General features: G+C 59.1%; 13 protein-coding genes. 6 read left to right on the top strand and 7 right to left on the bottom strand.

The window, feature by feature from the left end; all coding sequences use genetic code 11:
- Positions 1-135: 135 nt before the first annotated feature.
- From IH944_09700 to IH944_09675, 6 genes are all read left to right on the top strand, one after another.
- Positions 136-1,341, top strand: a complete 1,206-nt coding sequence (locus IH944_09700) for a type II secretion system F family protein (GenBank protein ID MCH7904825.1) — start codon at positions 136-138, stop codon at positions 1,339-1,341.
- Between the two features lie 118 nt (positions 1,342-1,459).
- Positions 1,460-2,749 (top strand): sigma-70 family RNA polymerase sigma factor, encoded by a 1,290-nt coding sequence (locus IH944_09695; GenBank protein ID MCH7904824.1) that lies wholly within the window; start codon positions 1,460-1,462, stop codon positions 2,747-2,749.
- 56 nt (positions 2,750-2,805) lie between these two features.
- Positions 2,806-4,077 carry a dihydrofolate reductase family protein gene (locus tag IH944_09690; protein MCH7904823.1) on the top strand — a complete coding sequence of 424 codons (1,272 nt, stop codon included), beginning with the start codon at positions 2,806-2,808 and terminating at the stop codon, positions 4,075-4,077.
- Between the two features lie 46 nt (positions 4,078-4,123).
- Entirely contained in the window at positions 4,124-5,254 is a 1,131-nt protein-coding gene (locus IH944_09685; GenBank protein ID MCH7904822.1) for an ABC transporter permease, read from the top strand.
- Positions 5,251-5,898 (top strand): ABC transporter ATP-binding protein, encoded by a 648-nt coding sequence (locus tag IH944_09680; GenBank protein ID MCH7904821.1) that lies wholly within the window; start codon positions 5,251-5,253, stop codon positions 5,896-5,898. Before IH944_09685 ends, IH944_09680 begins: the two co-directional genes overlap by 4 nt.
- A 106-nt stretch (positions 5,899-6,004) precedes the next feature.
- On the top strand, positions 6,005-6,352 hold the full coding sequence (locus IH944_09675; protein MCH7904820.1) for a hypothetical protein: 348 nt from the start codon (positions 6,005-6,007) through the stop codon (positions 6,350-6,352).
- Here IH944_09675 and IH944_09670 read toward each other — a convergent pair.
- From IH944_09670 to IH944_09640, 7 genes are all read right to left on the bottom strand, one after another.
- A complete protein-coding gene (locus IH944_09670) occupies positions 6,349-7,440 on the bottom strand; it encodes a SurA N-terminal domain-containing protein (protein ID MCH7904819.1) in 1,092 nt (363 codons plus the stop codon). The genes IH944_09675 and IH944_09670 overlap by 4 nt on opposite strands.
- A gap of 114 nt (positions 7,441-7,554) precedes the next feature.
- Positions 7,555-7,800, bottom strand: a complete 246-nt coding sequence (locus IH944_09665; GenBank protein MCH7904818.1) for a hypothetical protein — start codon at positions 7,798-7,800, stop codon at positions 7,555-7,557.
- A gap of 9 nt (positions 7,801-7,809) precedes the next feature.
- On the bottom strand, positions 7,810-8,592 hold the full coding sequence (locus tag IH944_09660; protein ID MCH7904817.1) for a FliA/WhiG family RNA polymerase sigma factor: 783 nt from the start codon (positions 8,590-8,592) through the stop codon (positions 7,810-7,812).
- 12 nt (positions 8,593-8,604) lie between these two features.
- Positions 8,605-8,874 (bottom strand): hypothetical protein, encoded by a 270-nt coding sequence (locus IH944_09655; GenBank protein ID MCH7904816.1) that lies wholly within the window; start codon positions 8,872-8,874, stop codon positions 8,605-8,607.
- A 118-nt stretch (positions 8,875-8,992) separates the two neighbouring features.
- Positions 8,993-9,706 (bottom strand): MBL fold metallo-hydrolase, encoded by a 714-nt coding sequence (locus IH944_09650; protein ID MCH7904815.1) that lies wholly within the window; start codon positions 9,704-9,706, stop codon positions 8,993-8,995.
- 47 nt (positions 9,707-9,753) lie between these two features.
- A complete protein-coding gene (locus IH944_09645; protein MCH7904814.1) occupies positions 9,754-10,362 on the bottom strand; it encodes a hypothetical protein in 609 nt (202 codons plus the stop codon).
- 44 nt (positions 10,363-10,406) lie between these two features.
- Positions 10,407-12,179 (bottom strand): Rne/Rng family ribonuclease, encoded by a 1,773-nt coding sequence (locus tag IH944_09640; protein MCH7904813.1) that lies wholly within the window; start codon positions 12,177-12,179, stop codon positions 10,407-10,409.
- Between the last annotated feature and the right edge of the window lie 166 nt (positions 12,180-12,345).

Below are 12,345 nucleotides of genomic sequence, written 5' to 3'. Positions count from 1 at the left end.
GAATCAGTACAATTACGGGATTTCGGGTCTCGCCCGGTTCGGTTGGTTTTAAGCTACAGAAAGCCCCTTCCTTCATCCGATAATTCAGGTGTTGGTTGCAGGAGATCGCTCCTATGATCAGGGAAAGAAGGGCCTATGCCACACTTTGCGTACACAGCCATAGATGCAAACGGGAAGACGGTCAAATCCGTCATGGAAGCTGACAACGAGGCCTTGGTTCTCAATAAACTGCGAGAGCAGTCCATGCGGATCGTCGATGTGCGCATGACCAAGAAGAGGAAAGGGCCTGTCTCGTTCGGCAAGAAGAAGATGAAGGCGAAGGCGCTTGTCGTGTTCTCTCGCCAGTTTGCAACGATGATCGACGCCGGAATTCCGATTCTGCGGTGCCTTGAGATCCTGTCTTCTCAGACGAAAGATCAAGCGTTAAAGCCCGCTCTCGAATCCGTGACGAGCGACGTTAAGGGTGGCATGACGCTCAGCGACTCCATGGTAAAGCACCCCGGGGTGTTCAACAAGCTCTACGTCAACATGGTTCGGGCTGCAGAGCTCGGCGGCCTACTGGACGTCATTCTCGATCGGCTGTCCGGCTTCCTTGAGTACGAGGCAGATGTGCGGGCCAAGATCAAGGGCGCGATGATGTACCCCGTGCTCGTCATCATTTTCTCGGCCATCATGCTGATGGTTCTGTTCAGCTTCGTTCTGCCGAAGTTCAAGGCGATCTTCGACGGAATGAAAGTGGAGATGCCGGCGGTAACGGCTGCGCTGTTCTCGTTCGGCGACTTCATGGCGAAGTTCTGGTGGGTCATCCTCCTCGCCGCAGGAGGCATCGTGATAGGAACCAAGGTGTACGGAAAAACGGCTCGCGGTCGGTACCAGATCGATTACTTCAAGCTGAAAATGCCGATCGTCGGTGAGCTGACGCTCAAGATGAGCATTGCCCGGTTCTGTCGAACCTTTGGAACTTTGCTCAACTCGGGAGTACCGATGATGCGCGGACTGGAGATCACTGGCGAGACCCTCGGCAACCTCGTCTTGCATGAGGCGATCGAGCAGACGCGCGACGCGATCCGAGAGGGCCAGAAGCTGTCCGACCCGCTCGCCGCGACTGGTCTGTTCCCGGTGATGGTGACGCACATGATCGACGTCGGAGAAGAGACCGGCCGATTGGCGGAGATGCTGGTCAAGGTCGGCGATTTCTACGACTCCGAGGTTGATGCGACGGTCAAGGGCCTGACCTCGATGATCGAGCCGATGCTCATCATCTTCCTGGGCGGCGTCGTCGGATTCATCGCGATCTCGGTTATGACTCCGATCTTCAAGCTCGTCAACAGCGTGAACTAGAGCGATAGCTCAACGTGCAGGAGCGGCGCGACGATGGGGAGGATGCGTTGCCGCCAGGCAGGCGCCGCTGAACGAAGGCGTCTGCGGCGATACGTTTTGAACGGTAGTAAACAGTAGCATGTCTGAAGGAATACCGCGACAAAAAGACGACGGAGAACAGCTTGTGGTGCAGTTCCTGGACAATCCCAGGGACGACCTCAAGGACTTGATCATCGTTCAATACTCACCGATGGTCGAGCGGATCGCAAGGCGATTCAAGGGACTAGAGCACGAAGACGATCTCGTCCAGGTCGGCTATATCGGGCTCCTGAACGCCTTGAGCAAGTTCGATCCTTCGGCTGGGGTGCGCTTCAACACGTACGCGACGCACCTGGTAGCCGGAGAGATCAAGCACTACCTGCGCGACCGGTCGCAGACGATCCGTCAGCCTGCCTGGCTGCAAGAGCTTCGCCACAAGGTCCACAAGGCCGCAACGATGCTCCACGCGGTCAGCGGAGAGCCGCCCAGCGAGCGGGAGATTGCGGAGACCATCGGCGTCAGCGAGTCTGCCGTCCGAGAAGTGATCGCAACGCAAGAGCTGCTGCGCGTCGGATCTCTCGACATGTCGATGGGCGACGACGAAGACGGTGAGAGCGACGTCGACAAGCTCGACGCTGCCGTGTTCGAGCCGGATCAGCTTTCGGTCGAAGAACGCGTGGTCTTGGACACGGCGATGCAGCAGTTGCGGGACCTCGAGCGCCAAGTGCTCGTCCTTTTCCACTTCGATGCACTGTCACAAACTGAGATCGCAAATCTGTTGGGGATTTCTTGCAATTACGTTTCCCACATATTGAGGCAGTCGCTCGCGAAGCTGCGCAGAATACTCACATCGGAGGACGAACTGGACCGGATCCTCCAACGGGGCGAAGTGCAGCTCAGCGGCGACGTGCTGGACCTGGACAGCGGCGTTTACAACGAAAGGTATTTCTTGGGTCGTCTGACAGAGGAGATTCACCGAATCGCGGGATCGAATGAGACGCTGTCAGTCGTGATAGTCAAATTTGATGGGCTTGAATCGCTAGCCTCGTTCTACGGCGACCAGTCGGTTCGAGACTTTCTGACCGATGCGGCGAACCTGCTCAAGGACGTGGTCCGGAATATGGACATCGTTTGCCGTGTCGGGGACGTGGGATTTGGCGTCATCCTGCCAGCTACCGGAGCGAGCGTCGAGATCGTCAGCGAACGACTGGGGCGAAAGTTTGGCCAGTGGCTCGCTGGAAGGGTCGCGCCGAATCGAGCGATTATCGCTTCGATCGGGTACGCAACCGTGCCTGATGACGGCTCGTCGGTCGCGGACCTTCTAGCGAAAGCGGCGGGGCGGTCCTCCGGCGAAAAGCCAGGCCCTGAACAACCAGGACGCGCCGCCTAGCGCCACAGGCCCACCAGCGATTACGCGATTTCTCCGTTCTGCGGCACAATCAACCCATGAGCCTCGTGGTGCCGGTCGCGCACGATTTCACATGCCCATGGTGCTGGATAGGCCAGCAGCAGGCACGTCGCCTGGTCTGCGACTTCGGCGTCGCCATCGAGTGGAGGGCGTACGACCTTTGGCCTCCGTCGCTCACCCCTCCTCCAATGCGCCATATCGAGCGCGACCCTCGGAGACCGTCGATCCCGACTCGGCTTGAGCTTGCCTATACCGTAGACGGACTCCCTCCGCCGTCGATCGAACGACCGAAGCCGACATCAACGCACAACGCGCATGAAGCCGTTGAATTTGCGAAGCTGCACGGAGTACAGGACGATCTCGTCGAGCGGATTTACGAGGCGCATTGGGAGCTGGGCCTGAGTATCGAATCGCCCGACGTCCTTGCCAAGCTTGCCGCCGATCTCGTGCCTGACGTGCAGGCCATGAAGAGGTCGATCGAGCGGCGCGAGTTCGCAGAGAGAATCATCGAGTTCGATCAGCCAGCGTACGAGTCGGGCGTGTACTACGTTCCGACGTTCTTCGTCGGCGACGAGCGACTCGCCGAACAGCCTTATGCCTGCATCGAGCAGGCGATTCGGCGGGAGCTGTCGCTGGATTCGCAGGTCGGGGTTTACGCGTGTCTACAGTGGGGCGCGCCGCCTGAAGGGCGACCTTACGTCGTCATGAACATGGTCTCCACGCTGGACGGCAAGTCCGTCACCGGAGAGCGCGACGAGCCGGTCGCGGACCTCGGCTCCGAAACCGATCACGCGACCATGCGGCAAATTGAGGGCGCTGTCGATGCAGTCCTCATCGGCGCCGGCTCGCTGAGAGCGACGCCGGGACTGTGGTACGCCGAGCATCTGTGGCGTATCGTCGTAACGGGCAGCGGACAAATTCCCGTGGACGGCAGGTTCTTCACCGACGCGCCAGATCGCGCGATCGTCGCAACGACCGCTTCAGGAGCGGCTCGCCTAGGTCAGAGCGCCAGGACGGAGCAGTTTCCAGGTGATCAAGTCGACATCGCTGACCTGCTGAAGTTCTTGAGAGTCGAGCTTGGCATCGTGACGCTGCTCGTCGAGGGCGGAAGCGAGCTGAACGCCCAGCTGTTCTCATGTGACTGTGTCGATGAGCTATTCTTGACCGTGGCTCCGAAAGTGAAGCTCGGCAGGCGAGTGCCAACGATTGCAGACGGAACTCCGCTGTCGGCTGGCGACATGCTGCGGTTCCGGCTGGTGACGAGCAAAACGGTTGGAGACGAGACGTTTTTGAGGTACCGGAGGAATTAAGCGAACTCCTCCCCCCGGACAGCTGCGACGGCCGTTCTCGCGGCCCATGTCGCCGTTGACGTATCTGCTCCGCAATCCGGGCAAGACACTCCCGCTCTTGGGCGTAATCACGCTCGCCGTCATGCTGATTGCCGGCATGGTGGCCGTCATGAACTCAATTCCGCTCTCCGTTTCGACTGTTTACAGCTACTCGAAGCATTATCTGGGCGTTACACCGCGCGGCGATCAGTCCCAGGTCGGCGCAATTCGCGATCGGATTACGGCAGGGTCGCCGGTGGAGATAGATCGGATCATGACGTGCCGCCTCGCCTCCTCGTCGATCAACAGCATCGTCGGGGGATGGCCGTTCGTGGTCCTCGGCTTAGAGCAGGACGACTTGGAGTTCTACGGGCAGAGGCTTGGGGGCGCGACGCTGTCAGGTCGCTACCCGATGGCTGGCGAAGCTGAGGCGACCATCAGCCGCCCCGTGGCAAAGAACCTGGGCCTGGAGCTAGGGGACGCGCTGATGGGGCCGGCTCAACCGGATTCGTACTCGCCGAACGAAGTCGAAGTCGTTGGGATCATCGACACCGAGGACTGGATAATGGTGACGTCCGTGGAGTACCTGCGAGACCACCACTTTCCGCCAGTCGATGCGCTGCTCGTCTTTGCGAAGGATCCTCACCGCCAGAGCGAGCTGGATCAGTGGGCGCTGGACGAGTTCAAAGGCAGTTCCGCACGGATCTACTCGTTCTTGGAGCTAGAGCGAGAGACGCAAGAGTCGTTCAGCACCCTTTACCTGATCCTGAACATCGTCGTCGTGAGCCTCGTAGTCGTGATCACGACGATGATGGGCATGCTGATAAACATGTATCAAGCACAGCGCGTACAGGAGTTCGGACTGCTGCAGGCGATCGGGTTTTCCAAAGCAAGGCTGTTGCGTCGCGTCCTGGCGGAGACGACGATCGTGTTGAGCGGTAGCTGGCTGGTCGGGTTGGCGATGGCGATGGGCCTGCTGTACGGGTTGAAGGTGCAGATATTCGACCCCAAGGCGTACGCGATCGAGGTTTTCGTCGTCGGGCCGTACCTGAACACGCTACCGGTCCCGCTGATGATCTTCGTCGTCGCCGTGATCGATCTGTACGTGCGGTTTCGACGGTTTGACCCGGTCGCCGTGGTCGAGCGGAGGCTCGCGTGATTCAGCTGTCCAACGCGTCGCTCGTGTACGTCGATCAGGAGCGGGAGGTTTACGCGTGCCGCGAGCTATCCTTCGACGTCGTGCCAGGGGAGTTCTTGGGAATCCTTGGGCCATCGGGATCGGGCAAGTCGTCCATGCTTTACCTCATGAGCGGCTTAAAGGTACCGACCTCCGGGTCAGTCTTGTACGAAGGGAAGTCGATGTCGGAGCTATCGACGCGCGAGCGGGATGCGTTGCGTTTGAAGACCTTCGGCTTTGTGTTCCAGCAGCCGTATCTGATCGGTTACATGACTTCGCTGGAGAACGTGCTGCTCGCCAGTCCCGACGAGTTCGACGTAGACGAGGGTGTGCGGCTCTTGGCCCAGCTTGGGCTCGAGGACAAGATGAAGCGCCTTCCGCATGAGCTGAGCGGTGGCGAGCGGCAGCGAGTGTGCGTCGCCAGGGCGCTTCTCGGGTCGCCGAGGGTGATCTTCGCCGATGAGCCGACCGCATTCCTCGACAGCGAGACTGGCAGCCAGGTGATGGACCTCCTGGTCGATCACCGGGGGGAGGGCACGCTGATCGCCGTCACGCACGATCCTGCGATGCTCGACAGAGCTGATCGCGTCGTCAGGATAGTCGACGGGGCGATCCAGGGGTTGTAGCGGCCAGGCGAGGAGCTGGCCCGCATGGTCCTAACGGCGCGGCTAGACCGTGGTACCATTCCGCCTGGTTTCGACCTGTGGGTTGCATGGGTGCACGAGAGGAACAATGAAGTTTCGAAAGTTGTATTGGGTTACGGAGCAGATTGACGGACAGGGGCGATCAGAGGTTGTAGGCGTATATACGTCGATTCCCGACTTGGTGGAGATCGGCCTGCGCTGGGACGACGGACTGTCCAAGCGAGTTGGCTACCGCCTATCCTTGGTCAAGCTAGACTCGAAGAAAAAGCCGCTCGGCGCGTGGCAGTCGCCCGACTTTGCCAGTCTTGCAGACGACCTCGAAGAGTTCATCAATACAAAGGAGTTTTCGCGCTCTGAATGTGAGCGGCTCGTCCAGGAGCTGTCAGGGCTCATCCAAGCTAACGGCAAGAGCGACGCAGCAGACGCTGCTGGCTAGCCGCCGTCGCTGGACTCGTCGCCATCGTCTGAGTCGCTTGACTCAGAGCTGTCTACCGAGTCCTCGGTGGGCGAAGTGCCGACGTTAATTCCGGCCGTGTCTCCAGCCTGCAACTGTTCCTGGAATCTAGCAAACGAGGACTTGATCGACTCCTCGTCTGCCGAAATCTCGACTTCTGCGTCCTTGAGCCGCTTTCCGACTTCAGCGGTGAGATCGTTCGCCAACCTTCCGCGTCCGAGCGCGATCTGCCTTCGCGCATACTCCTTGCGGTCGTCAGTCATGTCGATCGGCGCAGCGGCGGTCCGGCCTTCGATCAGGAACATCACCCAATTCTGGTCGATTTGCAACCATTCGGTTATGCCGTTGACGGGAGTGGCCTCTACTAGTTCACGGACGGCGGGACTAAGCTGATCCAGTCGCCGCTCGGGGAATCTGCCCTGGGTCCTGGCCGCGTTCGGGGCTTCGCTGAGTTTCGCCGCAACGTCCTTGAACTTTCGTGCGCTGGCGAGAGCGGCATCGACGTTCTGTTTGCCTGCTTCCGACGTCACGAGTATGTAGTACATATCGATCGTCGCCGGATCCATAAACTGCTCGGGCCGCTCCTTGATCAAGGTTTCAATCTCGTCTATTGTGACTACGATTCCCCTGGTGAGAAGTCGCTCTCGGGCAAGATCGACGGAAACTTCCCTCCTGATTTGGGACTGCGTATAGCCCCTAGATCGCAGGCTATCGACAAAGTTCGGATTGAGCCGCTTTCTGAACTCGATCTCGGCCTCGACTTCATCCTCGTCTGGCAGCAGGCCTGCGTCCTCCGCCAATTGGAGCAGGATCTGCTGCGTGATCAGATCCTGGATCGTTTGGAACGCCATTGTATCGGCAATCGGAAGCTCCACAACCTGGCCGTTGCTCAGCACGACGCGGACCATCGCCTTTGTCTTCATGTGCTGAAGGAACGCCTCTTGGCTGATAGCAGCGCCTTGTACCGTCGCGATTTTCGGTGATCCACCCCCGCATCCGACGAAAACCAAGGCCACGATGATCGAGGCGAGCGCTAAAACGGCGAGCGTTAGAAAAAATGAGCGTTTCATAGAGCGTTTCATAGGCTGTCCAGAATCGGTTTTTGTGCGACCATGCTACCAGAGGCGCGTTCGGCTAGGTTCAACTGGCGCGGTAGGCGAAGGTGCAAATTCCGTGCCGATTGGCTAGGCGGAAATGTCGAATCCCTCTTCCGCCTCAGGTTGGTCTTGATGTGAAGCGGACTCTGCCGCCTCATCCTCGGGCGCATCGTCATCGGCGTGCAATTCGACGGTGTCGTGCGGTTCATCCTTGGTTTTGCCCTCCTCCTTTCGCCGCTTCTCTCGGTCAGTCCGAGAAACAGATTTGTGCTTGTCCGGGCGAACGTCTGGTCCCTTCCGGAAGATCCTGCCAACTCCGTCGAATTCGGCCATGCCTCATCCTCACCTGACGTTCGCGGATCCTTGCTCCTGCATGAAGCTCCTCAGCCTCCCCATCGCCTGGGTGTGCAGTTGGTAGACGCGACTCTCGCTGACTCCGAGCACCTTGCCGATCTCTTTGAAGGTCAGTCCCTCGAAGTAGTACAGGCCGACGACCAATCGCTCGCGGTCGGGTAGGCGATCGACTCCGGCAGCCAGGATTCGCCGCAGCTCGCGGCCTTCGGACTGCTCCTCAGTGTCGGCAGCCGAATCGACGATCATGTCGACGAACCGAATGCTCTCGTCGCCTCCTCCGGTGCCTCCCACCACGTCGTCCAGGCTGTACACGTTGGTGCGCCCCATGCGCACCAAGATGTTGCTGACGTCGTGCTCGACCATACCGATCTCCTCAGAGATCTCTCTTGCGGTAGGTTCGCGACCCAACCCAGGCTCGAGCTTTCGCTGGGCCTTGGTCACAGCCTTCATCTTTTCGCGAATTGATCGTGGAACCCAGTCCTGGTCTCGCAGCATTTCGAGGATGGCGCCGCGAATGAGCGCGATTGCGTAAGTCTCGAACTTCACGTCGCGAGTCGGATCGTACTGGTCCACGCTCTTGATAAGTCCGATGACGCCGTTGCCGATCAAGTCTTCCCGGTCGAGCCCGCCGGGGAAGGTCGTTACGAGCCTGCCAGCCGTGATCTTGACGAGGTAGGAGTAGTGGTTGATCAGTGAGACGCGGGCCTGAGGGTCTTTGTAGACCTTGAACTCAACCCACGATCTCTGAAGCTGATCTTGTGTCAGTGGCATTTCTCGCTCCGGTTAAGCCGCGTCAGCCAGGGAATCTTCATCCTCGGCGTCGTCAGACTCTACCTCGTCATCCTCGTCATCTGCGAAATCGTCATCTGAATCCTCGTCAGTTTCATCGCTTGCGCGCGGCGGTGCAACGACGAACGTCCAGATCGTTGCGAGCACCATGCCCGTCACGTACGCTCCCGCTCCCCGCACCAGCGTCGTTACGGCGTCTGTTTGCGTTAGAATGCTCGCTGCCAGAGCCGTGAGAGCCAGGAGACCTGCGACGAGTTGCGGCATCTTTATCAACCTAGCGGACGGGCTTGCGGATAAGCCCTCCAATAGACATTCTGGTAAAAACCACGGAGTTCTTGAGGCCAAACCTGAAGAGTTTTCTCAGATTCCTCTCCTTGAAAACCTAGAGCAGTATCTTAAGACCGTCGTACGCGAGTTCGACGCCGTTCGGAAGCTGCCCGTTCACCTCGTCGTGATCGTAGTCGTCGCTGAGGTGTGTGAAGTAGGTTTTGGCGGCCCCAATCTCCTCGGCGACCTCGATCGCCCGGTCGTAGTGGAAGTGATTCGGGTGCGGCCGGTACCTTACGGCGTCCAGAATCAGGCACTCAAGATTCGAGAGCTTTGACATCGATTCGTCAGGGATATGGCTGACGTCGGTGACGTACGCGAAGTCGTTCACGCGGATGCCGAGAACTGGCAAGTCGCCGTGCTCGACCCAGACCGACCGAATCGTCAAGTCGACGACTTCGAGGCAGTCGGGCACATCGTGGAGCGTGAACCGTGGCAGGTCGATCTCCGGTTCGGGTATTTGGAAAGCGTATCCGAAGACTCGCCGGATGTCCTGTTGGTACCTCGGGGCGGCGTAGATCGGGATCGGGCGACCGCTGATAATGCCGAACGGTCGGAGGTCGTCCATCCCCATGATGTGGTCTGCGTGGGAATGGGTGATCAGGCAAGCATCGAGGGACCGAATCCCCTCTCGCAAGACCTGCATCCTAAAATCGGGGCCACAGTCAACGAGAACGTTGCCACTGTCCGTTCGCAGGGCGATCGATGGTCGCGTCCGATGGTTCTTGGGGTTGGCAAGAAACGCCTCCGGGTACGTTTTGCCAGGCATTGGGACGCCATTGCTGGTGCCTGAGCCGAGCACGACGACGTACGGCGTCACTGTTCGAAGGCCTTTTCGAGCACCCTCATGGCTACCAGCGTGCTCGGCAGGTCGCTGTATTGGGACACGCGCTCGATGCACCGGGCGAAGCTTCGTTCTTCCAATTCGTCCGCGACCGGCGTTTCGATCAGCGCGTCCGCGAGGATTTCTACGGCATCGAGGAAATACCGCGCCCGAGTTTGTGGCAGAGTGCGGTTCGACATCTCGTTGAACCTCTTGCCCAACAGTTCGTACAGGCCGTCCCAACTTTTCCTTGCAACCGCCTCGGCGGTGACTCTTTTGTGCGTCGATGCCTGTAGCTTCTCTCGCTCGACGTCGCCGCGCTTTTCGTTCTCCCAGTCTTCTTGGCCAACACCGCTGATGACCCTCAGGGTCACCTTGGCCTTCAGCTCGCGCCCGACGACGGTCTCGATCACCTGTCGGGTGCGAGGCAGGCGCAGGTGGCCTATAAGGTCGCTGTCGTCGTGACCCAGCCCTAGCACCAGTGTTCCGTCCTCCAGCACTATTGGCTTGCAACCGTTTAGCGCAGTCCAGACGCCAACGCCTGTGACACCATCACGAATCTCGGGCAAGACCTCGTTCCAGAGTTCGACAACGTTCGCCATCAGAGATTATTATGAAGTCATTGGCCGCAGATTCGCTAGAACGATTATCTCGACCTCGCGATCCCGGGCACGATGACGTCGCCGACGGCAAACGCGCGCTTGGTGTCTTGCAGCACGACTTTCATTCTTTGGCCGATGTGTTCTGATGCGGAGTCCAACTCGACGTAATAGCCGTCATCAGTCCAGCCGATCGCTTTGTCGAGGCTCTCGTCTGCGGAGCCGCGGATGTTGCACTCGACGACTTGGGCACGCCGGAACCCCATGTGCTCGCGATCCATATCCTCGATATTGCCTGACTCTATCTCAAATTCCTCATAGCCAAAATCGAAGCTGGCACGAATGTATAGCCCACGGCGCAGCTCGTGCTCCAGATGCTCGATGCTCTCGCCGTCAGCTCCGATGAGGCACTCAACGACGTCCGGGTGACATTCGATGAAGAACGCGCTGCCCGTTTCGTGGAGCATGCGTCTCATCTCCCGTTCGATCCAGAGCGTGACCGTGTCGCCGCTCGGAATCCGGCCTCTCCCTTCACACATCGGGCATAGGCTGGTAATCGCCTCGGTCACGCTTTCGCCAGTTCTCTTGCGCGTGATCTCGATCAGTCCGAGCGAAGAGATCCGGCCAACCCTCGTGCGCGCTCGATCCCTGGCCAAGATGGCCGAAAAGTGATCTTGCAGCTGCTTCCTGTGGGCCGCGTCCTCCATGTCTATGAAGTCGATCACGATGATGCCGCCCATGTCCCGCAGCCGCAGCTGTCTGCAGACCTCTACGGCGGCCTCCATGTTCGTTTTCAGGATGGTATCGCTCAGCGACTTCGTGCCGACCTGCTTTCCGGTGTTGATGTCGATCGCGGTCAGCGCCTCAGTTTCGTCAATTACCAGCGAGCCGCCGTTCTTCAGGAAAACCTTGTGCTCCAAGAGCTGGTCAAGCTCCTGTTCGATCTTGTAGTGGTCGTATATCGGCTCATCCTTGTCGTAGAGATGAATCTTTTCCCTCAGCTTGGGCGCCACCATCGAAGCGACGAGGCTCACCTTTTCGTACTCCTCCGGGTCGTCGATCACCAAGCGGGTGATCTGATCGCTGAACACGTCGCGGATCGTCCGGTACAGCAGCGTCTGGTCCCTGTGGACGACGGCTGGCGCCCGCTGGTGCTTTGCCGCCTCCATGACCTGCCCCCAGAGCTGCTTGAGGAACTGAATATCTGCCTTGAGCTCGGTTTGGGTCTTCCCCTCGCACTCGGTTCTCAAGACGAGCCCAAAACCCTCAGGAATCAGCTTCTCACCGATCGCTCGAAGCCGTTCGCGCTCCTTCCGATCCTCCAGCTTGCGGCTAACGCCGAGGTGGTTGCCCTCTGGCATGATGACGACGTACCGCCCGGGCAGCGAGATTCTCGTCGTCACGCGAGCGCCTTTCGTCCCACGCGGACCTTTGGTGACTTGAACCATGAGCTCCTGGCCGGGCCGGATGAGCTCTTTGATCTTTCGTCGTCTCAGTTCGCTGCGCCTGACGCTTGCTGGGCTGGAGTCGCCTGAGTCGTCCGGAATGATGTCGGCTACGTACAGGAACGCGTTCCGCTCAAGCCCGATATCGACGAACGCCGCATCCATGCCTGGCAGCACGTTCTGGACGATTCCCTTGAAAATACTGCCCACTACGCGCTCCTCACGCTCGACTCGGTACTCCATCAGCTGCTTGTCTTCTAATACAGCGATGCGAGTCTCCCGACTGGAACAGTTGACGATGATCTCTATGCTTTTCGGGACGCTGACGACTTTTTTCCTTGATCTAGTCGTCCGCGCGGTACTTTTCTTTTTCAAACCGTGAAACCGCCTATCAGGTCGGAAAAGTGGGCGGGGAACGTAAGGTCAGGCTCTCAATCCGCCCTCTGACCTGGAACAACGACGAGTTTACCGGTTTTGCCGGCACTGGCACGGGCGTGTTCATTGGCCGGTGCCGGTAGAGAATCCCTGTGAGCACACCGAG

The organism is Armatimonadota bacterium (genome assembly GCA_022563855.1).
Taxonomy (GTDB): domain Bacteria; phylum Armatimonadota; class Fimbriimonadia; order Fimbriimonadales; family Fimbriimonadaceae; genus JADFMN01.
This window is presented reverse-complemented; position numbering and strand designations above follow the sequence as displayed.